Annotated in this window: 20 protein-coding genes and 1 pseudogene; 13 read left to right on the plus strand and 8 right to left on the minus strand. The window is 71.8% G+C overall.

All coding sequences use genetic code 11. The features are described from left to right. Window positions 1-23: 23 nt before the first annotated feature. From ACIPSJ_RS04030 to ACIPSJ_RS04040, 3 genes are all read left to right on the plus strand, one after another. Window positions 24-575 carry a hypothetical protein gene (locus ACIPSJ_RS04030; RefSeq protein WP_359208629.1) on the plus strand — a complete coding sequence of 184 codons (552 nt, stop codon included), beginning with the start codon at window positions 24-26 and terminating at the stop codon, window positions 573-575. Window positions 576-704: 129 nt separating this feature from the next. Continuing rightward, window positions 705-1,154 carry a hypothetical protein gene (locus ACIPSJ_RS04035; protein WP_401343198.1) on the plus strand — a complete coding sequence of 150 codons (450 nt, stop codon included), beginning with the start codon at window positions 705-707 and terminating at the stop codon, window positions 1,152-1,154. A 134-nt stretch (window positions 1,155-1,288) separates the two neighbouring features. Beyond that, complete coding sequence (locus tag ACIPSJ_RS04040; protein WP_401344561.1) at window positions 1,289-2,893, plus strand: multicopper oxidase family protein; 1,605 nt, start codon at window positions 1,289-1,291, stop codon at window positions 2,891-2,893. Between the two features lie 234 nt (window positions 2,894-3,127). On the opposite strand, the gene ACIPSJ_RS04045 is transcribed toward ACIPSJ_RS04040, so the two are convergent. Further along, window positions 3,128-3,499, minus strand: coding sequence for a BlaI/MecI/CopY family transcriptional regulator (locus ACIPSJ_RS04045; protein WP_355728671.1), 372 nt, complete (start codon window positions 3,497-3,499; stop codon window positions 3,128-3,130). Between the two features lie 525 nt (window positions 3,500-4,024). On the opposite strand from ACIPSJ_RS04045, the gene ACIPSJ_RS04050 reads away from it, so the two are divergent. From ACIPSJ_RS04050 to ACIPSJ_RS04070, 5 genes are all read left to right on the plus strand, one after another. Then, window positions 4,025-5,083, plus strand: coding sequence for a LacI family DNA-binding transcriptional regulator (locus ACIPSJ_RS04050; protein WP_401343200.1), 1,059 nt, complete (start codon window positions 4,025-4,027; stop codon window positions 5,081-5,083). A 461-nt stretch (window positions 5,084-5,544) separates the two neighbouring features. Then, window positions 5,545-7,068 (plus strand): glycoside hydrolase family 32 protein, encoded by a 1,524-nt coding sequence (locus ACIPSJ_RS04055; protein WP_401343202.1) that lies wholly within the window; start codon window positions 5,545-5,547, stop codon window positions 7,066-7,068. 94 nt (window positions 7,069-7,162) lie between these two features. Further along, window positions 7,163-8,506, plus strand: coding sequence for an ABC transporter substrate-binding protein (locus tag ACIPSJ_RS04060; RefSeq protein WP_401343204.1), 1,344 nt, complete (start codon window positions 7,163-7,165; stop codon window positions 8,504-8,506). 90 nt (window positions 8,507-8,596) lie between these two features. Beyond that, a complete protein-coding gene (locus ACIPSJ_RS04065; protein ID WP_401343206.1) occupies window positions 8,597-9,577 on the plus strand; it encodes a carbohydrate ABC transporter permease in 981 nt (326 codons plus the stop codon). A 2-nt stretch (window positions 9,578-9,579) separates the two neighbouring features. Beyond that, on the plus strand, window positions 9,580-10,416 hold the full coding sequence (locus ACIPSJ_RS04070; protein WP_401343208.1) for a carbohydrate ABC transporter permease: 837 nt from the start codon (window positions 9,580-9,582) through the stop codon (window positions 10,414-10,416). Window positions 10,417-10,907: 491 nt separating this feature from the next. Here ACIPSJ_RS04070 and ACIPSJ_RS04075 read toward each other — a convergent pair whose 3' ends face one another. Beyond that, a complete protein-coding gene (locus ACIPSJ_RS04075) occupies window positions 10,908-13,019 on the minus strand; it encodes a LamG-like jellyroll fold domain-containing protein (RefSeq protein WP_401343210.1) in 2,112 nt (703 codons plus the stop codon). A gap of 191 nt (window positions 13,020-13,210) precedes the next feature. Further along, the gene (locus tag ACIPSJ_RS04080) at window positions 13,211-14,092 is read right to left on the minus strand and encodes a helix-turn-helix transcriptional regulator (protein ID WP_401343212.1); all 882 of its coding nucleotides are present in this window, start codon (window positions 14,090-14,092) and stop codon (window positions 13,211-13,213) included. A 222-nt stretch (window positions 14,093-14,314) separates the two neighbouring features. On the opposite strand from ACIPSJ_RS04080, the gene ACIPSJ_RS04085 reads away from it, so the two are divergent. The 3 genes and pseudogenes from ACIPSJ_RS04085 to ACIPSJ_RS04095 all read left to right on the plus strand — a co-directional run bounded on the left by ACIPSJ_RS04085 (window position 14,315) and on the right by ACIPSJ_RS04095 (window position 16,925). Further along, window positions 14,315-15,805 carry an MFS transporter gene (locus ACIPSJ_RS04085; protein WP_401343214.1) on the plus strand — a complete coding sequence of 497 codons (1,491 nt, stop codon included), beginning with the start codon at window positions 14,315-14,317 and terminating at the stop codon, window positions 15,803-15,805. Continuing rightward, a pseudogene (locus ACIPSJ_RS04090) lies at window positions 15,720-16,175 on the plus strand (FAD-dependent oxidoreductase); the annotation flags it as partial. The gene ACIPSJ_RS04085 and the pseudogene ACIPSJ_RS04090, both read left to right, overlap by 86 nt. Window positions 16,176-16,202: 27 nt before the next feature. Further along, window positions 16,203-16,925: a hypothetical protein gene (locus ACIPSJ_RS04095; RefSeq protein WP_401343216.1), complete on the plus strand. Its 723-nt coding sequence runs from the start codon at window positions 16,203-16,205 to the stop codon at window positions 16,923-16,925. Between the two features lie 10 nt (window positions 16,926-16,935). Here the strand turns inward: ACIPSJ_RS04095 and ACIPSJ_RS04100 are convergent, their stop codons facing one another. Together ACIPSJ_RS04100 and ACIPSJ_RS04105 are read right to left on the minus strand one after the other, a co-directional pair. After that, window positions 16,936-17,694: a DUF2182 domain-containing protein gene (locus ACIPSJ_RS04100; RefSeq protein ID WP_401343218.1), complete on the minus strand. Its 759-nt coding sequence runs from the start codon at window positions 17,692-17,694 to the stop codon at window positions 16,936-16,938. Continuing rightward, entirely contained in the window at window positions 17,691-18,305 is a 615-nt protein-coding gene (locus ACIPSJ_RS04105; RefSeq protein WP_359208589.1) for a DUF1326 domain-containing protein, read from the minus strand. Before ACIPSJ_RS04105 ends, ACIPSJ_RS04100 begins: the two co-directional genes overlap by 4 nt. Before the next feature lie 130 nt (window positions 18,306-18,435). Between ACIPSJ_RS04105 and ACIPSJ_RS04110 the strand changes: the two genes are divergently transcribed. Both ACIPSJ_RS04110 and ACIPSJ_RS04115 read left to right on the plus strand, forming a co-directional pair. Next, the gene (locus ACIPSJ_RS04110; protein ID WP_401343220.1) at window positions 18,436-19,830 is read left to right on the plus strand and encodes an MFS transporter; all 1,395 of its coding nucleotides are present in this window, start codon (window positions 18,436-18,438) and stop codon (window positions 19,828-19,830) included. Between the two features lie 175 nt (window positions 19,831-20,005). Further along, window positions 20,006-21,112, plus strand: a complete 1,107-nt coding sequence (locus ACIPSJ_RS04115; RefSeq protein WP_401343222.1) for a helix-turn-helix domain-containing protein — start codon at window positions 20,006-20,008, stop codon at window positions 21,110-21,112. A 64-nt stretch (window positions 21,113-21,176) separates the two neighbouring features. Here the strand turns inward: ACIPSJ_RS04115 and ACIPSJ_RS04120 are convergent, their stop codons facing one another. Genes ACIPSJ_RS04120 through ACIPSJ_RS04130 form a run of 3 tightly spaced genes read right to left on the minus strand, consistent with a single transcriptional unit; the run spans window position 21,177 to window position 22,803 of the window. After that, the gene (locus tag ACIPSJ_RS04120) at window positions 21,177-21,926 is read right to left on the minus strand and encodes a D-Ala-D-Ala carboxypeptidase family metallohydrolase (RefSeq protein WP_365690090.1); all 750 of its coding nucleotides are present in this window, start codon (window positions 21,924-21,926) and stop codon (window positions 21,177-21,179) included. A 29-nt stretch (window positions 21,927-21,955) separates the two neighbouring features. After that, window positions 21,956-22,372 (minus strand): hypothetical protein, encoded by a 417-nt coding sequence (locus ACIPSJ_RS04125; protein ID WP_359208577.1) that lies wholly within the window; start codon window positions 22,370-22,372, stop codon window positions 21,956-21,958. Window positions 22,373-22,395: 23 nt separating this feature from the next. Beyond that, window positions 22,396-22,803 (minus strand): hypothetical protein, encoded by a 408-nt coding sequence (locus tag ACIPSJ_RS04130; protein WP_359208573.1) that lies wholly within the window; start codon window positions 22,801-22,803, stop codon window positions 22,396-22,398. Between the last annotated feature and the right edge of the window lie 30 nt (window positions 22,804-22,833).

Genomic DNA, 22,833 nt, shown 5'->3' on the forward strand with positions numbered 1-22,833 from the left:
ATGCGACTACAAGGGAGAACTCCGTGTCCCCGCACCGCATTGCCCTCGTCATGGCCTCGGGCGTCGCCTCGGCGTTGCTGCTCACCGCGTGCGGGTCGTCCGGTGACGACTCCGCGAACACCGGCGCGGCCGCGCCGGTGGCCTCCGCGTCCGCCGGGACCACGGCACCCGCCGACGGCGGCACGCCCACCGCGAGCAGCGGCACGGGCCATATGGTCAGCACGAACATGCTGATGTCCAAGACGATGTCCGGCATGGGGGCGGTGGTCACCGACGCCCAGGGCTTCACGCTCTACCGCTACGGCAAGGACCAGGTGAACATGTCGATGTGCACCGGTAGTTGTGCGGAGACCTGGATGCCGGTCATGGCCGACGGCACCCCTCAGGGGATGGGTGTGCAGGCCAAGGTCGGCGTCCTCACCCGCGACGACGGCATGAAGCAGGTCACCCTCGCCGGCTGGCCGCTGTACCGCTACATGGGCGACACCAAGGCCGGCGAGATGAACGGCCAGGGCAAGGACGGCGCGTGGTTCGCCGTGACGCCGGCGGGCGAGAAGACGGCCGCCTCGGGGTGACGGGTGCCGCGTGCCCTGCGGAGGCCGGTCATCGGCCGATGTCGTGTACGTAGCTCACTTAGTAGAGCCATATACCCCCGCTGGGTATAGTGGGTGGGTCGGGTCGGACAGAACAGAGCGTGGGAAGCGATGACGGCAGTGGCAGACGGGCGGACCGGACCGCGAGGCGGCGCGGCGCGCCGCGCGCGGGCCGTGGTGGTCGCGCTGCTCGCCGTGCTCGCCGTGCTCGTCCACCACGACACGACGTCCGCGGTCATGCCCGCCCACTCCATGAGCGCGACGGCCGGCATGGATCACACCTCCGCCGCCATGACCCCGGCGGCCGCCCCGGCCGCGCACGGCACGGTCCTCAAGGCCGTGGACACGGCGATGGACGACGACGGCGGCGCCTGCTCGGGGCCCGGCATGCAGCACTGCTCGGCCGGGGACGTGGGCGTGGCGAAACTCCTGCCGCCGCCTGCCGCTGTCACCGCCGTCCGGCCGGATGCCGTCCGTTCCGTGTCCGCCCGGCGCGATCCGACCGGGACGTCGTACCGTGCGCCACCCGATCTCTCCGTCCTCTCCCGGCTGCTGATCTAGGCCGGATCCCGCGAGCCGCCGCCGCGTCCCCCTGGTACGCGAGCGGTGCTGCCCGCGCGCGGTCCGGCCGACGGCACATCGAGTAGAGGACTCCCCACGTGAACCACGTGAACCGCATGAACCGCATGAACCACATGAACAGCATCAACCGCCGCTCCGTCCTGCTGGCCGGGCTCGGCGTCGCGGGCGCGGGCGCGCTCGCCGCCTGCAGCAGCGGCTCCGGCGGCTCCACCTCCACCCCCTCCCTGGTCGGCCCCGACGACGAGGTGGTCGCCGCCGCCGAGAAGAAGCGCGGGACCACGGGCAGGACGCGGCAGGTGACCCTGACCGCCGCGCGCGCCATGCTCGACCTCGGCGGCGGGGTCATGGCCGACAGCTGGGCCTTCGGCGGCCGGACCCCGGGCAGGGAACTGCGCCTGTCCGTGGGCGACACCCTTGCCGCCGAGCTGTCGAACCAGCTGCCGGACAGGACCACCACCTCCGTCCACTGGCACGGCATAGCCCTGCGTGCCGACATGGACGGCGTGCCCCCGGCCACCCAGGCCGCCGTACGCGCCGGCCGCAACTTCACCTACCGCTTCGTCACCGATGCCCCCGGCACCTACTTCTTCCACCCGCACGTCGGTGTCCAGCTCGACCGGGGTCTCCACGCCCCGCTGATCGTGGAAGACCCCAGGGAACCGCTCCGGTACGACGACGAGTGGGTCGTCGTACTCGACGACTGGGTCGACGGAGTCACCGGCACCCCCGACGAGGTCTACGCCGAGCTCAAGCAGGGCATGGGCGGCATGGGCATGGACGGCATGCACGGCATGGACATGAGCGGCATGAGCAACATGACTATGAGCAGCGCGAGTTCGGGCGCGAGTGCCACGCCGTCCGGCTCCGGCGGCATGTCGACGAAGTTCACGCTCATGGGGGCACGGAGCAAGCTGCTCGGCGGCGACGCGGGCGACGTGAAGTACCCGTACCACCTGGTCAACGGACGGGTCCCGGCGGACCCGGACGTGTACTCTGGCAAGCCGGGCAGGCGGGTGCGGCTGCGCATCATCAACGCGGGCGGTGACACGGCCTACCGGGTGGCGCTCGGCGGGCACAGGCTGACCGTCACCCACACCGACGGATACCCCGTTCAGCACGAGCAGGCCGACGCCCTGCTCGTGGGCATGGGGGAGCGGTACGACGTCCTGGTCACCCTCGCGGACGGTGTCTTCCCGCTGGTCGCCCTCGCCGAGGGCAAGGATGCCGGCGGTATGGCGCTGGTCCGAACCGGTTCCGGCAGCGCACCGATGCCGACCGTCCGCCCGGAGGAACTCAACGGCATGATCATGACCGCCTCCCGGCTGAAGGCGGCGGACGACGTCCGGCTGCCGACGAGGAAGGCCGACCGGGTGCACCGCATCGAACTGACCGGCGGCATGGGCAAGTACGACTGGGGCATCAACGGCAAGCGGTTCGACATGGGCGACCCGACCGCGAACCCCGTCCTGGTCAGGCAGGGCGAGCGGGTCCGCCTGGACTTCGTGAACAGGACGGCGATGTGGCATCCGATGCACCTGCACGGCCACACCTACCAGCTCGGCACCGACGGCCCGCGCAAGGACACCACCATCGTGCTGCCGAAGAAGACGGTGTCCGTCCACTTCGACGCCGACAACCCGGGCCGGTGGATGCTGCACTGCCACAACGCCTACCACGGCGAGGCGGGGATGATGGCGCTGGTGGCCTACCAGGCCTGACGAACCTCGGTCGTTCGCGCATGGCGATCCCGACCCCGCCCCCGGCCGGCAGGTCCCCGCTCCCGGCGGCGCCGCAGCCGTCCGGGCGGACGGGCGCCGCGGGACGGGTCGGCATGCTCTACGGCGATGCCGGGTGAGGACCTCCGGGTCGCCGCGGACCTGCGTCCGCGGGGCCGACTCATGCCGAGCGGCTCGCGCCCGCCCGCGTGGCGGTCGGTCTCCCGGCGGCACCGGTCACGTGTCGGCGCGTTTTCCGGCGTTGCGCAGGGCCTTGCGGAGCGCGGTGATCTCGGCGGACGACATCTGGTCCACGAAGTGGGTCAGCGCCACCGGGCGGTCCTCGCTGGCGCTCAGGGCGTCCTCCATGAGGGCGGCCGCGTACTCCTCCCGGGTGCGGACCGGCTCGTACAGCCAGGCCCGGCCGTCCTTCTGCTCGCGCACCAGCCAGCCCTTGCTGTGGAGGATGTTGGCCACGGTCATCACGGTGGTGTAGGCGACGGGCCGGGTCCGGTTGATGTCGTCGACGATCTCGCGCACGGTCGCCGAGCGCCTCCACCTCCACAGACGGTCCATGATCTCCGCCTCCAGATCACCCAGCCGTCGCATGCCCTGCGTCTCCTTCTGCGCCGCGGTAACAGGAGTCATCGTAAAGGCTGCGGTACGACCGGTGGGGTGGCCCGAACGCGGACGAGCCCGCCCCGGCGGACGCGAGCCCGTCGAGAACACCTCTTCACCGGTGCGACTCCGCGCAGAACCTGGTCCGAGCTGGGAAAACGGCCACTGTGCAGGGTCTTGACCTGCGGAAACGTCTCATCTGGCCTGCGGATGCGGGGCTTTGGGCCGCGGGGCTGAATCCGCTCATGAGCCCGACTCCGCTGCCGTCGGCGCTCGTTCGAACCGCTCCCGCCCGTGCGGACGGTGTGGTCCGGCGCCGGGGCCGGTCTTCGGCGCGGCCCGGTCGCCGATGTTCCGGCCTCGCCCGGAGGCGGGTCGGAGCCCAGGGGGCCGACATGCCGTGGCCAAGAGTTCGTAACAAGCCATTGACATGAGCCCCGGCCGTGGGCACCCTCATGGGAACGCGGTTGGCTAAACGATTTACCAACCCGGTATCTACTACTTTGGGCAGGGGCAATGGCGCGCCGGATCGGGATCAAGGACGTGGCCGCGGCGGCAGGTGTGTCGACCGCGACCGTGTCGCACATCCTGAACGGCGTCGAGGGCAAGCGGGCCAGCGCGGAGACCCGGCAGCGGGTGCTCCAGGTCGCCGAGGAGCTGGGCTACGCGCCGAACGGTCTCGCGCGGGGACTGCGCACGCAGCGCTCGCAGACCATCGCCCTCGTCAGCGACGAGATCGCCACCACCCCGCACGCCGGCCGGATGATCCTCGGCGCCCAGGAGGCCGCCGCGGCCGAGGGCCTGGTGCTGCTGCTGGTCAACACGAGCGGCGACGCCGAACTGGAGCGCACGAGCATCGAGATGCTGCTCCAGCGGCAGGTGGACGGCGTCCTGTACGCGGCCATGTACCACCGTGTCGTGGAACTGCCGGAGAGCCTGCGCTCGACACCCACCGTGCTGCTCGACGCCCGCTCCGCCGACCCCGCCGTCCCCTCCGTGGTGCCCGACGAGGTCCAGGGCGGGTACGCGGCGGTGCGCGAACTGCTCGACCACGGGCACCGCAGGATCGGCGTCACCGTGCAGCCCGTCGACCTCCCCGCCCGGCAGGGCCGCCTGGAGGGCTACCGCAGGGCGCTCGCCGAGGCCGGGGTGGCGTACGACCCGTCACTGGTCGCCGACGAGACCGCGGTCCCCTTCAACACGGTCGGCGGTGACGTGGACGCCGGCTACCGGGCCGCCCGCCGGCTGCTGACGGCGGAGCACCGCCCGACGGCGCTGTTCTGCTTCAACGACCGGATGGCCGCGGGTGCTTACCGGGCCGCCGCCGAGCTGGGACTCTCCATCCCCGGCGACCTGTCCGTCATCGGGTTCGACAACCAGGAACTGGTCTGCGAGTCCGTCCACCCGCAGCTGAGCACCGTGCGGCTGCCGCACTACGAGATGGGGGCACGGGCCGTGGCCCAGCTGCTCGCACTCACCAGGACACCGGGCCGGCCACCGGGCCCGGACACCCAGGAGAAGCTGCTTTGCCCGCTGGTGGCGCGGGCATCGGTCGCTTCGCCGCCCCGACTCTGACCCCGGGACGGCGAAGCAGTTCACACCATGACAGGCGACCGTTGCGACCGGTCGTCGTCCCTGTCGGTTCTTCGAACAAAGTGAGGGTACACATATGTCCGCCGAGACGTTCAGCGAGCCGTAGCACCGGCGCAGCCGGCTGAATCCGGTACGGCCGCCGGTCCGCCCGCGGCCAGGACCGGGCCGGTCCGCGCGAGTTCGCCGCGCTCCTCCCCCCCCGCCCCGGCCGTCCGGGCGCGAGGGCACCGAGCCGCGCGCTCCTCGCCGTCGGCCCCGCGCCGGCACTCCCGCACACCTTCCGCGCGCCTCGCCCGCGCCGCCCTGCCACGGCGGCCCGCGACGAGTGCCGGCGGAAGGCACTTCCAGCACGTTCCGCGAGGCGATCGTCCCCGGCGTACCCCGGCCCCGTCCGGTGAACGTCCGTCCCCGCCTGCTCCCCGCGCATACCGAAAGGCACGTGTGTGTCCACCGCGCCCTGCGATCCGTACCGGCCCGTCGCGCATCTGCGCCCGCCCCGGAACTGGATCAACGACCCCAACGGGCTGGTCTTCCACGACGGCCAGTACCACGTCTTCCACCAGTACAACCCGTACGGTTCGACCCACGCGAACATGCACTGGGGCCACTTCCGCAGCCCCGACCTGCTGAGCTGGGAGCCGCTGCCGATCGCCCTGTCCCCGGTCCCGGGCGGGGTGGACGCCGACGGCTGCTTCTCCGGCAACGCCGTCTCCGACGGGGACCGGCTGGTCGCCTTCTACTCCGCGCACCGCGAGGACCGTTCGCCCCAGCACCAGCCGGTCACCTCCGCCACCTCCCTCGACGGCGGCCGGACCTTCACCCCGCGGGGCGAGCCGGTCATCCCCGAATGGCCCGACGGCTGCACCATGTACCGCGACCCGTACGTCTGGCGGGACGGCGACCGCTGGCGGATGCTGGTCGGCGCCGCCCTCGCGGACGGCCGCGGCGCGGCCCTGCTGTACGAGTCCCCCGACCTGGAGGACTGGACCTACCTGGGCCCCTTCGACGCCCGCGGGCAGGAACCGGTCGGCACCGGCACCGGACTGCACACCGGCGAGGGCTGGGAGTGCCCCCAGTACCTGCCCGCGCGGGCCGGACGGCCCGGCGCCCTGGTCTTCAGCGCCTGGAACCACCACGACGGCGAACGGTGCGTCGCGGCCCTGGTCGGCACGGAACACGGCACCACCCTCGACGCCGGCCCGGCGGTCCTCGTGGACCACGGTCCGGACTGCTACGCACCCGCGCTGCTGCGCGCACCGGGAGACCGGTGGCTGCTGTGGGGCTGGTCCGAAGAGGCCCGGGAGCAGGCCTGGGCGGTCGCGGACGGCTGGTCCGGCGTGCTGACCGCGCCCCGCGAGATCTCGGTCGGCGACGACGGCACGCTGCGGCAGGAGCCCGCCGCCGAACTGCTCGCCCTGCGCGGGGAGCACGTCGTCCGTGCCGAGGGCACGGCCGACGGGCCGGAGCCCGTGGAGCTGGGCGATGTGGGCCGGGCCTTCGACCTGACGGCCCGGCTGGAGACGACCGGCACGGCGACCCTGCGCCTGCTGACCGGCGCTGAAGGCACAGGCGTTACAGGCGGCACGGACGGCACAGGCGGCACGGGCGGTGCCGAGTACCTGGACATCCGCCTCGACGCCGGCACCGGCGAACTGGTCGTCGACCGCGACCACGCCTCGCTGGACACCCGCGCCCGCGGCGGCACCTACCGGATGCCCTGCCCGGCCGGCCGGCCGGTCGAGCTGCGCCTGGTCGTCGACCACTCCCTCGCCGAACTCTTCCTGACCAGCACCGGCCAGGTCCTCACCCTCCGCTTCTACCCGACCGGGGACGCCCCCTGGCGACTGCAGGCCCGCACCGCGCCGGACGCGCGCCTCGGGTACGCGGTCGACGCCTGGGAGCTGCTCCCCCTCGTGGTCAAGGAGCCGAGCGCCGAGAGCGAACCTCCGCACGGGCAGCCGACATGACCGAGCCATCGGCCCTGTGCCCGTCCCGCACACCCCCCATGCACCTCCGTACCACCCACCCTCGCCCGCACCGCACCCCGGAGGCACACCGCTCATGAACACCGGCAGCAGAAGGTCCCGCCGAACGGCTCTGACCGCCCTGACCCTCGTCCTTCCCCTGACCGCGGTGGCCGCCTGCGGTGGCGGCAGCGGCACCGGTACGTCCGCCGAACAGGGCAGCGGCACGGGCACCATCACGGTCTGGGCCCACCAGGGCCAGGCCGGCGAGACCACCGCGCTGCAGAACGCGGTGAAGACCTTCAACTCCTCGCAGCAGAAGGTCAAGGTCAAGCTGACGCTGATCCCCGACGCCGACTACACCAAGACCATCACCGCCACCGACGCCTCGAAGCTGCCGGACGTGATGGAGTTCGACGGCCCGACCATGGCGAACTTCGTCTACAACAAGAAGCTCGCCGCGATCGGCGACTTCGTGTCGGCCAAGACCCTGTCCAACGCCACCGACGCCATCAAGGCGGAGGGCCGGATCGGCGGCAAGCAGTACGGGCTCGGCATGTACGACTCCGGGCTCGGCGTCTACGCCAACAAGAAGCTGCTGGACGCGGCGGGCGTCAAGTACCCCACCGGTCTCTCCGACGACTGGACGGCGGCCGAGTTCACCGCCGCCGTGCAGAAGCTCGCCGCCAAGGACTCCGACGGCAAGAGCCTGGACCTCCAGGAGAACAACGGCTTCGCGAGCGAGTGGGGCACCTACGCCTTCGCGCCCGTGGTCTGGTCGGCCGGCGGCTCCCTGCTGAAGGACGGCAAGGCGGCCGGCGCCCTCGACACCTCCGCCGTGGCCTCGGCGCTGAAGACCTTCCAGTCCTGGAAGAAGTACACGGACCCCAACACCGACGGGAACGCCTTCACCAAGGGCCGGGTCGCCCTGAGCTGGGGCGGACACTGGAACTACCCGGCGTACAGCAAGGCGCTCGGCAAGGACCTGGTCGTGCTGCCGCTGCCCGACTTCGGCAACGGCGCCAAGACCGGCCAGGGCTCCTGGGAGTGGGGCATCGGCGCCGCCACCAAGAACGGCAAGGCGGCCGGCGCCTTCCTCGACTCCCTCCTGAGCGACACCAACGTCACCGCGATGACCACGGCCAACGGCGCCCCCGCCGGCACCAGGTCCGCGCTGGCCGCGAGCGCGCTGTACAAGGAGGGCGGCCCGCTCCAGCTCTTCGCCGACCAGCTCGCCAAGCCCTGCGGTGCCAGTGACATCACCAAGTCCTGCGTGGCGGTGACCCGCCCGATCACCGCCGGATACCCGACGGTCACTGCCAAGTTCAGCCAGGCGCTGAGCGACGTCTACGGCGGCGCCGACCCGAAGACCGCCCTGGCCAAGGCCGCCCGCGCCATCGACCAGGACTTCTCGGACAACGACGGCTACCAGCTGCCGTAGCCGGCCGGCATCCAGCAGCCGGGCGGTACGGACGCGCGCTGACAGCGTCCGTACCGCCCGGCCGGGAAGAGGACTCCTACCGTGACCACCGTGAACCCCGCACCCGCCACGCCCGACCGGCGGAAACCGAGCCCCGCACCGGCGGCCGCCGAGTCCGTGCGACCCCGGCGCCTCAACCGTGACCGGCTGCACGGGCTGCTGATGTCGGCGCCCGCCCTCACCGGACTGATCGCCTTCGTCGGCGTGCCGTTCGGGTACGCCGTCGTCCTGTCCTTCTACAACGTGCGGCTCGGCTCACCGCTGCCGCCGCGGTTCTTCGGCGTCGAGCAGTACCGGCGGCTCTTCACCGACCCCGACATGGCCGGGCCGTTCCTGCGGGCCCTGCTGAACAACCTGACCTTCGCCGTGGTCGTCGTACCGCTGCAGACCGGTCTCGCGCTGGGCCTGGCGATCCTGCTGAACCGCAAGCTCAAGGCCATCGGCGTCTTCCGGTCCCTGTTCTTCCTGCCGGTGGTCTTCCCCATGGCCCTGGTCGCCGTCATCTGGCGGCTGATCCTCGCCCGCAGCGGCGACGGCCTGCTCAACTCGGCCCTGCACACGGTGAGTCTCGGCAACTGGGGTGCCTTCGACTGGCTGGGCAACGGGCTCACGGCGATGGCCTCGGTCATCGTGCTGTCCGTGTGGCAGGGCGTCGGCTTCCAGATGGTCATCCTGCTGGCCGGCCTGCAGCAGATCCCGGGCGAGCTCTACGAGGCCGCCGAACTCGACCGGGCCTCCCGCCGGCAGCAGTTCCGGCATGTCACGCTGCCCGGCATCCGCGGCACGCTCGTCTTCGTCGCGATGCTGACCTCGGTGCTGTCCTTCCGGGTCTTCGACCAGATCTACGTCCTCGTGCACGGCGGCGGCCTGAACGAGGACGCCACCCGCACCGTGATGTACGAGGCCGTCACCACCGCCTTCGACCAGAACAACATCGGCCAGGCGTCCGCGATCACCGTCGTCTTCTTCCTGATCGTCGTCGCCCTGACGCTCATCCAGCGCCGTGTCGTCCGCACCGGCAACGAGGACTGATCATGACCCGCACCCCCCTGCGCCGCTTCCTCGACTACGCCGTCCTGAGCGTGCTGGCGTTCGTCTTCGTCCTGCCGGTGCTCTATCTGCTGATCGGCAGCTTCAAGCCCTCCGACGAAGTACTGAGCGGCCTGACCGGCTTCCTCCCCACGCACCTGACCCTGCACAACTACACGGCCGTCCTGAACAACTTCGACTCCGACGCGACCGGCTACTTCTGGCGCTTCATGGGCGTCTCGCTGCTGGTGGCCACCGTCACCGTCCTCGGCGGGCTGATCGTCAACTCGATGGCCGCCTACGGGCTGACCCGGCTGCGCTGGCGCGGCCAGAACGCCGTCTTCGCCGTCGTCCTGCTGCTGATGCTGGTGCCGTTCGAAGCGGTCGCGGTCCCCCTCTTCTACATGCTCGACGAGCAGCGCAACACGATCTACGTCCAGGCGATCCCCTTCATCGCCAACGCCTTCTCCGTCTACCAGTTCGCCACGTTCTTCAAGGCGATCCCGCCGAGCATCGAGGAGGCCGCCCGCATCGACGGCGCCGGTCCCTGGCGTACCTTCTTCGCGATCGTCGTCCCGATGTCGAAGCCGGTGTTCGCCTCCGTCGCCATCCTGACCTTCCTCACCCAGTGGGGCGCCTTCCTCTGGCCGGTCCTGATGGTCTCCGACCCCACGGTCCGCCCGCTCCCCCTGGAGATGAGCGTCTTCCAGGGCCAGCAGCCCGTCGACTGGGGCCAGGTCCTCGCCTTCGGCGTACTCCTGGTGCTGCCCGTCCTGGTCGTCTTCGCCTTCTTCCAGCGGTGGTTCGTACAGGGAGTGGCCAGCTCCGCGGTCAAGGGCTGACCGCTTCCACCGCCGAAAGCAAGCGTGGACAAGGGAAACCCAGGGAGCCAAGCCCGCCGGCGGCGCCGCACCCGCCACCAAGACGTGGACGGATGCCCTCGGCCGCCTCACCCGTATCCACCACTGCACCAAGTCCGACCTGCCGCACCGACCGGGCGACTTCGCCGAGCCGTGCTCCAGGTCCAGTACGCGGCGGAGCCGACGGACGGTGCGGCGGAGGGCACTGTCTCGAGGGTCGTCATCCCGGCCGACGAGAGTACCCCGGGGCCGGGAGACCGGGTGGCCGTGAGCCGCCGATCGCCGGCCACGGTGTATGTCGCGGTGACGGCGCCTTCCCCCTCGCTTCACGGATCGGCACCGGCGACGCCCTGGGGCGTCACACCGACCAGCTGAAGGGGTGCTCCTGAACTCGTAGTTCGATCGGACGAGCTCACGTTATGGCATCAGGTGCCAAGTTGAGTTGAAGTGACGGGGGAGGTCAGGGATCAGGGTCAGCACAGGCAAGGATCCGTGCTCCATCCCAGGGCGATGATGTCCTTGTCCCGCAGTGCGCCGGAGTAGGCCTGTAGCTCGTCCACGTCGCCGTGCAGGTATTCGCCCCAGCCGTCACCGACCTCGGCCCGGCCGATCTGGAGGGCGCCGGTGCTGGGCCAGCCGTCGGGGAGGGTCGTGGTCGCGTCGGCGTTGGTGTAGCCGTCGAGGTAGAGCTTGATCGTGTCGGTGGCGTCGTCGTAGACCACGGCGAGGCGATGGCCCTGACCCTCGCCGCCGTCCGCGCCCGCGATCCGGGACACCACCCTCTCCGGGGCTCCGGCCTCGTCTTTCTCCGGCATCACCAGTTGCCAGGTGTGCGTGGACGGCTCGTAACGCACCTTGAAGGCGTCGGTGTGCTCACCGGCCTGCGACAGCACGGTCATCGGGTGGGCGGGCTCGGAGTCCGCGAGGCGTACGACGACGCCGAGGGTGAAGCTGTCCCCGGTGTCCACGACGGGTCCGTCGGCAGCGGCATGACCGTTCTCGCCGTCCAGACGCAGATGTCCCTCGCCGACGAGTGGCGGCGGTACGTAAGTGCAGTCGGGGTCGATGTCCGGGATACAGGAATCGTCGGAGCCCCGGTAGATCGAAGCGCCCGTGCCGAGCCGCAGCGGTGCGCCGTCCGACTGCTCGGGGCTCACGCCGTCCGTGGCGTTCTCCAGCGACCAGTGGCCGAGCAGTTTCGGCTTGCGGTACGCCAGTTCGGCCGCCTCGTCCGGCACCACGACCCGGTCGTGGACCTGGACGTCACCGATGTCGCCGTGCCACCGGTCCCGGTAGCCGGCAGCCCCGCGGGCGCGCCCGATCTGGAAGGCGCCGGCCGCCTCGGCGGGAGTCGCGTCAGCGGCGGTCCCGACCTCGTGGCCGTTGACGTACAGCCGCACCTTTCCGATCTCGGCGTCGTAGAGCCCCAGCAGATGGGTCCACTCGCCGGTCTCGGGGGCGCCGCCGGACACCCGCGCGCCGCCGATCGCGAACGACCAGACGGGTCCCGAGTCCTGACGGTTCAGGCCGAGGCTGAAGCCGGGCGCCCCGTCGGCGTCCTGGCTGGCGACGGTCATGTCGCGGTCGGTCTCGGCGGGCCGTACCCACGCGCTCACCGCGAAGGTCCTGCGGATGTCGGCCGCCGGGGCGTCCGGAGTGAGAAATCCGTGGCCGCTGCCGTCGAGGCTGACCGTGGCGGCGGTCGCGGTGCCCGCGGGCGCCGGGCCGCCGAAGGTCACGCCGGTCCCGGCACGGGCGGTGGTGCCGGTCTCGGCGGCGGCCGCACGGGAGCCCGCAGGGTCGTCCAGCTTCCAGCGGGCGACGGGAGCGCGGCCGGCCTTCACGTTGAAGTCGTAACGCGACTCCGCGCTGCTGCGGCCCGACCGGTCGATCGCATGGACCGTCAGCCACTTGGGTCCCGAAGTGAGCGGCAGGTACGGAATGGTCACGGCCGCGCCCGGCCGCTCCGCGGAGACGGTTCCGTAAGGGCCATCCGGGAAGCCGTACGTGTACGACACCACGTCGTCGGAGGGTGAGTCCACGGTGAAGTGGCCGTAGACGCCCACTCCGTCGACCCAGAACACATCCTCGGGCTCGGGGTAGTCGGGGGAGGTGATCGTGGCCTTCTCCGGACTCACGTCGTCGTACACGAACGAGCAGGCCGAGCCGTCGTCCTCGTCGCTCCACGCGGAGGTCGCCTTGCCGTCGTTTGCGCGGACATGCCAGGAGACGACGGTGTTCGCCGGGACGTCGTTCGGCATCGTCCAGTACTGGGTCGACCCCGACGACAGGGTGATGGTGGTGTAGGCGCGCCGCTGCTCCACCCCGGCCGTGTCCGTCCACCAGGCTTCGAACTCGCCGCTGACCGGGCTGGACTCGGAGGGCTGGTTGTCCTCCTCGGGGTCGTACAGCACTGCGCTGAGTCTGGGCGGCGCCGAGACGTACGGCATGTCCTCGCCGGTCGCGCAGGCCTTGCCTCCCGACCGGAGGTCCTGGACGAGCGGCTGCTTCGGCGGCAGGTTGTCCACCGCGTGCGCGGTCCCGGCGGCCGTGGCCAACAGCGCCGCCGCACAGCTCCCCACCACCGTCCGTCTCCGTCGGCCCGTCCATCTGAATCTGTTCAAGTGACCCTCCCCTGTGGGTGCTTGATACCTGTGGATCGCACAGGTGCACGAAGCTAACAGGGGGGACTGACAGTACTGGAGGGGTTTTCCGCGCATGCCGCCTGGCGGGGAAGGGCGGCCGAGCGGAACACACGGTGCCGGCGGGTCCGGGCTCACAGCGCCGCGGAGGTGGTCTCGGTCTCGTGTGCGGCCGTGCTTGCCAGCAGGCGCAGCGCTGCCTCGGAAGGTGAGCCGGGTTCGGCCGTGTAGGCGATCAGGCGCTGGCCGGAGGTGTTGGGGATGAGGAGGTTCTCGAAGCTCAGGTCCATCGTGCCGACCAGCGGGTGGCGCAGCCGCTTCAGTCCCGAGGCGCAGGTGCGCACCGGATGGCGGGCCCAGCGGGCGGCGAACTCGTCGCACTGGACGGTGAGTCGGCCGACCAGTTCGGTCAGCCGGCGGTCGTCGGGGTGCCGGCCGGCGATCAGCCGCAGCGAGGCGACCGCGAGCTGTGCCTCGTCGTCCCAGTCGGTGTAGAGGGCCCGGTAGCGGTCGTCCAGGAACAGCATCCGCGTCACATTGGGCCGGGTGCCCGGCGTCCCGGGGCTGTCCGCGGGCAGATGCGCGGCGAGCAGGGCGTGTCCCAGCCGGTTCCAGGCCAGTACGTCGTTGCGGCGGTCCAGGACCAGGGCCGGCACCTCCGACATGGCCGCCAGCAACTGCCGGGCCGAGGCGCCGGCCTGCTCCGCGCGGGGTGTGGTGCGGCGGGCCGCGGTGGCGGTCGGGCGGGCCAGGTCCTTCAGGTGCGCCGTCTCGTCGTCGGTCAGCCGCAGGGTGCGCGCGATCGCGTCCAGCACGGAGTCCGAGGCGCTGAGCGCGCGGCCCTGTTCGAGACGGGTGTAGTGGGTGATGCTGACCCCGGCGAGCATGGCCAGCTCCTCGCGGCGCAGCCCGCTGACCCGGCGGCGGGTCGGGTGCGGGGTGATGCCGACGTCCTGCGGACGCAGTGCGGCACGGCGGGACCTGAGGAAGACGCCCAGTTCGGACGGAGTGTCCATCGCTGCCTCCCGTTCGCTCGCCTCCATGATGCCCGCCCGCCGCGCCGGTCGTGAGCCGTGAGGGTGGTCATGTGATGACCACCCTTGCGGCGGCTGTGCGAGACAGGGTGCTGGCTGGGGTCCCGCGCCGAGACGAGTCTCTTTCCCGGCGGTGCGCACGACAGACGCACCGCGGAAGCCCGGACCAACCAGGGCGAACTAGAACGAAGGGGACTCGACGTCATGTCCGTCATCGATGCGGAGACGGCCGGTACGGGCGCGGGAACGGCTCCGGCCGTCCTCACCCCGCGCCTGCGGCTGGTGCTGGTGCTGCTGCTCGCGGCCCAGTTCATGCTGGCCGTGGACTTCTCCATCCTGAACGTGGCGCTGCCGGTGATCGGCGAGGGCCTGGGCTTCTCGCTGGCCCGTCTGCAGTGGATCGGCACCGCGTTCGCCCTGTGCGCGGCGGGCTTCACCCTGCTGTTCGGCCGGGTCGCGGACCTGTTCGGCCGCCGCCGGCTCTTCCTCGGCGGGCTGGTGGTGCTGGGCGCGGCCTCGCTGGTGGGCGGTCTGGCGCAGAACCCGGAGGTGCTGATCACGGCCCGTGTCCTCCAGGGGCTCGCGACCGCCGCGGTGACCCCGGCGGGCCTCGCGCTCATGACGACCTCGTTCCCGGAGGGCCCGCTGCGGGAGAAGGCCCTCGGCCTCAACGGGGCTCTGATGTCCGCAGGGTTCACCACCGGCGCGATCCTCGGCGGCCTGCTGACCGACCTGCTCTCCTGGCGGTGGGCGTTCTTCATCAACGTGCCCGTCGTCGTCGCCGTCCTGGTCGTCGCCCCGACGGTCGTCAAGGAGTCCCGGCCCGACGGGCGCCCGAGGCTGGACCTGCCCGGCGCCGTCAGCGTCACCCTCGGTCTGCTGGCCGTCGTCCTCGGCCTCACCCAGGCCGGTGAGCACGGCTGGGGCTCCGCGAACGCGCTGCTGTCGCTGGCGGCCGGTGTGCTGCTGCTGATCGTTTTCTGGGCCGTCGAGCGCAGGGTGAGCGCCCCGCTGGTGCCGCTCGGGGTGCTCGGCAGGCGTTCGGTGGCCTGGGGCAATGTCGCCGGTCTGATCGCCTTCCTCACCGAGACCTCGCTGGTCTTCCTGCTGACCCTCTACCTCCAGGAGGTGCTCGGCTTCTCCCCGCTGGCCGCCGGTCTGTCCTTCGGCGTGCTGGGCATCGGGACGGTCGTCGGCGGCTCGGTCGCCCCGCGGGTCATCGGGCGGATCGGCAGCAAGCGGACGCTGATCACCGGCGGCATCCTGCAGACCGTGTTCACGGCCGCGCTGCTCGGCCTCGGCGACGGCCGCTCCTGGCTGTGGCTGCTGCTGGTCGCCACCTTCGCCGGCGGTGTGGGCAACATGCTCGTCATCGTCGGATTCATGGTCACCGCCACCTCCGGTCTCGCCGACCACGAACAGGGCCTGGCCACCGGGCTCGCGACCATGACCCAGCAGATCGGCATCACCATGGGCACGCCGGTCATGAGCGCCGTCGCCACCGCCGCGATGACCGGCACGGGAGCCTCGGCCGTCCTCGGCGGACTGAGGACGGCCATCGCCCTCAACGCCGCCCTCGTCCTCCTCGGCACCCTCACCAGCGCCGTGTTCCTGCGCCCAGGTGGCGGCCATGCGGCCGGACCCGCACGCACAGGCGGTCCAGCAGGTGATCCGCGATCTGATCGGCACCGGTGACGGGACGACCTACGTGTTCGACCGGCTCTCGGGGCTGTCGAACCGCTACGACCTCGGCGGCGAGCACCCGCTGGCCGGCCGCAACGCCCCCGGCTTCCGCCTCCGGGACGGCACTCGCCTCGGTGACCTGCTGCGGTACGGTTCGGCGTTGAGCTGGGAAGGCCGCATACGGTATGCGGCGGGTCCGGCGAGGAACGACCTCTCCCTGGGCGCCGTGCTCGTGCGGCCCGACGGCGTCGTCGCCTGGGCGGCAGGTCATGACCCCGACCGCGACGCGTTCGAACAGGCTGCCGGCCAGTGGTTCGGTACCCCTGAGAAGCAGGCGTCCGCTTCCCCAGGAGAAGATCGCGTTCGACTGCATGAACGATGAGCGTGAAGAGGGATTGGGGAAAGAGCCATGGCGAAGGAGCGGGTCACGGTGTGCCTGCCTCCGTGCGATCCGGGGGACGTCGTCCGGGCCGTCACCGCGGCGATGGCGCCGTTCGACTACAACCGTGACGTCGGGGTCGGCGATCCGGATGTCGAGACCTGGTGGGACTACTGGCAGATCGACGGCCGGGGCTGCGAGTTCCTGGTCGTCGCGGGGCACGAGGACGACCCGCGCCTCATCCGGGGTGCCAAGGCTCTGTCCGGGGAGCCGCGCAACGTGCCGCCTTCACTGTGCGACGGCGGGCCGCGAGCGCTGCTGGATCTCGAAACGCCGCGTGCGCGGGCGGCGGCGAGGGCACGCAGGGCCTTCGAGGCATGGCAGGAGTTCGCCTCCGCCTACCCGCCCGGCCGTGCTTTCGGTGACTTCCGGGCCCGGCACTTCGCCGACCCCGAGAACTATTCGCAGGTACAGGCCGTGGAGGACTACCGCGCGCAGCCGGTCGTCGCGGCGTTCCTGGACAACCCGGAACTGGAGGAGGTCGTGGGCGGCGACCCGATCGCCCGCCTGAGTGACGACCTCGACGGCTTGGTGCGCCACGCCATGGACGACGTCCTGCCCTCGAACGCCCTGCTGACCCTGGAGGGGCACTGGCTGGACGTCGCGAACGAGGCGCGGCGCCGCTACTTCAGCGACTACCTGGTCGGGCTTCCGGCCGACGCGTACGCCGTCCGCGTGCTGTACCACGGGTGAGGTCCCGGCCTCACATTCCGGTCATGCCGCCACCGGTGAGGCCCGGGGCCAGTGCGGGGAGCCAGAAGACGGCGACGGCCAGGGCGAGTGAGGTGAGGCCCACGGCGCGGGCCACCAGGTGGCCGGCCGGGGCCAGTTTCTCCGTGGTGATCACGGCGGTCAGGGCCGCCATGGCCCAGAGGTTCATCGCGCCGAAGGCCGCCAGCAGCACCATCAGCGACCAGCAGCAGCCCAGGCAGAAGGCCCCGTGGTGGACTCCGGCGCGCAGGTCGCGCGAGGGGCGCGGGTAGGAGGCGTAGCGCAGCATCAGGCCGACCGGTGAGCGGCACTTCGCCAGGCAGCGGTCCTTGAGGGGGGTGAGCTGGTAGACGCCGTTGAGGGCGAAGACGGCCGCGGCCACCGCGGTCCCCGCGATGGCGGGGAGGGCCGTCGCCCGGTCCAGGCCGGCCGCCAGGGCGTACGCGGGCAGCCCGGCCGCGGCCCAGACCAGCAGGTAGGCGAGGGTGAAGACGGCCATGCGCGGTGTGCGGTGCGCGGTGATGGTACGGGCGTACAGCGCGGCGACGGGCGCCGTGGCGGGCAGCATCATGGCGGCCGTCATCAGCGTCCACACGGCCAGGAACGCGGGCAGGGCCAGGCCCATGGTGCCCGGCATCGTCTGCGTGCCGCCCCAGCGGGTCACCAGCCAGACCCAGGCGGCGGCCGCCGCGACCAGCAGCAGTGCGGCGGGGCTCGCCCCGCGGCGGACGGCGACCGGGCGACCGGTCACGCGGACCACGTGAAGGGCGCCGAGTGGGCGTTGCCGCCGGAGAAGTCCCAGGAGCGGCCGTACACGCCGGCGCCGGTGGCCCGCGTGGAGCGGGCGACGGTCAGCGTGCTGTTCACCGGGTGGAAGATGCCGGTCAGGCTCATGACCGGGCCGTCCTCGCCGAACTGCGGGGCGACCTGGTCCTCGATCTCGATGTCGATGGCGTCGCCGACCCGGGCGGCGTGGCGGCGGCCGTCGTCGCGGTAGTCGATGGGCACCCGCTGCACGCCGAGGACCTCGCCGATCAGCGGAGCGAGCGCCGCCATCGGCCCGCCCGCCTGGCCGGAGAAGACCCGGCCCAGCGCGTCCGCCTGCCCCTCGTCGGCCGCGGCGTCGAGGTACAGCGCCACCTGCCAGCCGCCGTCGGCCATCACCCGGGGCGCGTCGATGAAGACGGCGACGCTGCGGTCGGAGACGTCCACGCCGTCCACGGTGCCGCGGTCCACATGGAACGCGAAGGTCACCTGGCAGCGTTCGTGGTCGGCGGGGGCGGTCAGGCCCGAGGTGGTGCAGGGACAGACCACGTCGCAGTTGCAGCTCTCCAGATACGTGCCGTTCAGACTCCAGGGCATGGCGCTCGGCCTCCCTCGCTCGCGTCCCCCTCGGCCCGGGGGAGTGCATCGGGAGGCTCCGTCCGTCCCGGTGCCACTCCTCTCCAGGCTACTGCCGCCGGGCGATCTTGCAGACCCGGACATGTCGCCTATGGTGGCTTTCGTGGCGTTCGCGGAGTCGGTCCCGGAGCCGGGGCGGCGGTCCTGGGCACCGCTGCTGGCGGTGTGCGCCGGGTATTTCATGGTGATCCTGGACGTGACGGCCATCAACGTCGCCGTGCCGGTGATCGGCCGGGAGCTGTCGGCCTCGCTCACCGGCATCCAGTGGATCACCGACGGGTACACCCTGGTCTTCGCCGGGTTCCTGCTGACCGGCGGCGCGCTGGGGGACCGGCTGGGCAGCCGTCGGGTGTTCTGCTGGGGTGTGGCGGTGTTCGTGCTGTCCTCGGCCGCGTGCGCGCTCGCGGCGAGCGCCCCGTCGCTGGTGGCGGCGCGGCTGGCGGAGGGGCTCGGCGCGGCGCTGATCGTGCCCGGTTCGCTGGCCCTGCTCCAGCAGGCCTACCCGACCCCGGCCGCCCGCTCGCGGGCCTTCGGGCTGTGGGGGTCGATGGCGGGCATCGCGGCCGCCGCCGGCCCGCTGCTGGGCGGGCTGCTCGTCGCCACCCTGGGCTGGCGCTGGGTGTTCTTGATCAACCTCCCCGTCGGGGCGGCCTGCCTGGTGCTGACGCTGCGGCACGTGGCCCGCTCGCCCCGGCACCCGGCCCGGGCCCTGGACTGGCCGGCGCAGTGCGCGGTGCTGGCGGCGGTGGCACTGCTGACCGCGGCGCTCAACGAGGCCGGACGGCGCGGCTGGTCCGATCCGGCCGTGCTCGCCGGGCTGGGCCTGGCCGCGCTGGCCGCCGTGGCGTTCGCGGTGCGCGAGCGGCTGGCCCGCTCTCCCGTCCTCCCGCCGGACCTGCTGCGCGCCCCGGCGATGAGCGGGGGAGCCGCCATCGGCCTGCTGTTCAACTTCGGCTTCTACGGCATGGTGTTCACCGCCAGCCTCGACTTCCAGCACCAGCGCGGCTTCAGCGCCCTCGGCACCGGGCTGGCGCTGTTCCCGGCGGTGGCGATGACCATGTTCGCCTCGGTCCTGTCCGGGCGGCTGTCCCGTCGCACCGGTCACCGTCCGCTGGTGGTCTCCGGCATGCTGCTGGCCGCCCTGGGGCTGGCCGGCTGGGCCGCGGCGGGACCCGACCCCGCCTACCCGCTGCTGGTGGCCCCGATGATGGCCGCGGGGTTCGGCACCTCCTTCGCCCTCACCGGCTCGACCGCGACCGTGATGGGCGCCGCGCCCGCCGCGTACTCGGGCGCCGCCTCCGCCCTCTTCAACACCACCCGCCAGATCGGCAGCGCCACCGGCGTCGCGCTCGGCGGCAGCCTGCTCGCCACGGCCGCCGACTACGGCACCGGGCTGCGCGTCAGCATGGCCGTCGGCGCGCTCGCCTACCTGGTCGCGGCGGGCCTCGCCCGGCGGTGCGTGCCGGTGGCACCGGGAACGGCCTAGGACACCGTGCGGCCGCCGGCCCGGCGACGGCACCGGCGACAGATGGTCGCTCTTTGTCAACTCGCGTTGTTAGAAAGGATGTTGACGGTCGATTTGTGGCAGGGAAAAGACACGCGTGCCGCTTTCTCGCGGTAGCTTCTACCCGTCAGTAAGAGGTCCGAGCAACGGGGGACGTGTGGTCGCCTCTCCGCACGGCGAGAAGTTCGCCGCCTGCCTTCGGATGCTGAAGGACCGCAGCGGCCGGGGCTACGACCGGCTCGGCAAGGAGGCGGGCGTCAGCGGGTCCAGCCTGCACCGGTACTGCTCCGGCCTCAGCGTCCCGACGGACTACCGGGTGGTGCACGCCTTCGCCAAGGTGTGCGGCGCCAGCGCCGAGGAACTCCGCGAGGCGCACCGGCTGTGGGCGCTGGCGGACACCGAACGGGACACACCGGCCACGGCCGCCGAGGAGAGCCCGCAGCCGGAGCAGGAGCGGGGGCCGAAGCAGGGGCCGGAGCCGGCGCCGGAAGCCGGGCGGGAACCGGAACCGAGACCCGGGCGGGAAGCGGAAGCCGAACCGGACGACGTCACCCCGGCCGTGGCGGGGACCGGGCGGCCGCGGCGGTTCCGGGTGCCCGACAAGCTGTCCCCCCGTGCGGCGGTGCTGGCCGCCGTGGTCGCGGTGGTGCTGGTGGCCGGGTTCGTGTGGCTGCCCGGCGACAGCACCGACGGTGACCCGTCGGCGTCCGGCGACAAGGTGCTGGACTCCCCGGCGTGCAGGACCGTGAGCATGGGGCAGCACGACGACTGCGTGCGCGAGGTCCAGACCCTGCTGGCGCGCGCCAAGGGCAAGCTCGCCATCGACGGCGACTTCGGGCCGGAGACCCTGCGCCGGCTGACCGCCTTCCAGGTGCTGGCGGGGCTGCCCGCCACCAGCGTCGCCGACGACGCCACCAAGAAGGCGCTGTACGCGCACCAGGTGAACATGACCACCTGGTCGCCGGCCAGGGTGGCGAAGCGGGTCCGTGAGGTGTTCGCCGAGGATCCCGGCACCGCCGTGGCCGTGGCCCGCTGCGCCTCCTTCCTCGACCCGCTGTACGTGCTGCCCAACACCAACGGCAGCCGCAACTGGGGCGTCTTCCAGATCTCCGACGCCCGGCTGCGGGACCTCGACGGCACCCCGCTCAAGGCGTTCGACCCGGACTGGAACATCAAAGCGGCGCACCGGCTGTGGAGCGTCCGGCACGACTTCCACGACTGGCCCTCCTGCGAGGCGGCACTGAAGAACACACCGAAGAACTGATGCCCGGAGCTCCGGGTACCGCCGAGGCGGTACCCGGAGCTCCGATCCCCCGGATGCGACGGCCTCAGATCGTGCCGTCCTCCCACCACCAGTCGCGGCCGAGGTCGGCCCGGCTGTCGACGTGCTGGTGGTCGACCGTGTACGTCTCCAGCCCGGAGAACCCGCAGGTCTCCGCCTTCTGGTAGACGGTCTTCGTGGCAACGCCCGGCACGTCCAGGTCGGCGGCCGTGCCGTACAGGTGCATGCTGTCGCTGGCCCCGCCGATCTCGGCGTTGTGCGCGATGCTGCGGAAGCCGGAGTTGACCGTGATCGGCTTGTCGCCCAGCTTCTTGCGGAGCGCCTCCAGCTTGTACATGCAGCGGCGGACGTTCTCCTTCACCGCCGACGCGCTCAGCTTGCCGCCGTTGAAGGCGCCGCCCGTCTGGTTCTCGAACTCGCTCCAGTTGAAGTGGAGCGTGGAACCGTCGGACTGCTCCAGCGCGTTGAGCTTCGCCTGGGTGTTGGGTCCGACGCTGGCGTCGGCGGTCAGGCCGTACGCCGCCTGGAACCGGCGTACGGCCGCGGCCGTACCGGAGCCGAAGTCGCCGTCGATGCTCACCCGGCTGTGGCTCGCGCTGTCCGCCGCCCAGCCCGCGATCCGGATCTGCAGCTCGGTCACATCGGCGCCGGTGGCGCCCTGTTCCAGGGTGCGCGACCAGGAGTAGGCCTGCGCGGTGCCGGAGAACAGCAGCTGACCGAAGGCGACACCGGCGCCGGCGGCCAGCGTGCCGCGCAGCATGGTGCGGCGGTCCAGGGGACGGGAGGAGAAGGTCATGGTCGTCCTTTCGAAGAGGCCGGAGGAGGTCAGTAGGCGATCTGGAACGTCACGTTCTGCGCGTCGGTGTCGTAGGCGTGGATGCGCAGGACGAAGTGGGTGCCGTCCTTGACGTCGGTGGCGACGGTTCCCCACTCGGTACCGTGCGTGGTGTAGGCGTCGTCGTTGTTGCACTTGGCGGTGTGGTCGACGAACACCACACAAGCGTCCAGGTACACGCCCGGCTCGTCCGTGATGAGCCGCAGATTGATGTCGTTGCACCGCGAGGACGTGGTGTAGGTGCCGTACTCCTTGGCGGCCGTCTGGTACTTGTACGTCAGGGTCTTCGCGCCGCCGTAGCAGCTGGTGGCGGCGGCCGAGGACTGTGCCGACGCGGGCGCGACGCCCACGGCCAGCAGGGCGGCCGTGGTGAACAGGGCCGACGCCAGCGTTCTGTTGCGGATCATGGTGCTCTCCCTGTGGCCGGGGGTCAGAAGGCGATCTGGATGGTGGCGGAACTGCCTTCCAGGTCCACGCCGTTGGGCACGGTGAACTTCGTTCCGTCCAGGACGTCGGTGGCGATGGTCGTCCAGCTCCAGCCGACCTTGGTCCAGCGGTTGCAGACGCCGGTCTTCTCGAACTTCACGCAGGCGACGACGTACTCCGCGTCGCCTCCGACGACGCGCATGTTGATGTCGACGCAGCGGCTCGTGGTCCGGTACGGGCCGAAGTCGAGGACCTCCCCGTAGTGCACCGTGACCGCTCCGCCGTAACAACTCGTGGCGGCGGTGGCGTTGGCGGCTTTGGCGGCGGTGGCTGCCGAGGCGGGCGCCGGGGCGGTGAAGCCCAGGGCGACGAGCAGGGCGACGAGGGACGCGCGGGCGAACCGGGCGGTCATGGGGGTTCTCCTCGGTACGACGGCGGGGGC

Origin of the sequence: Streptomyces sp. NPDC090088 (assembly GCF_044747345.1) — a bacterium.
In the GTDB taxonomy this organism is placed as follows: Bacteria; Actinomycetota; Actinomycetes; order Streptomycetales; family Streptomycetaceae; genus Streptomyces.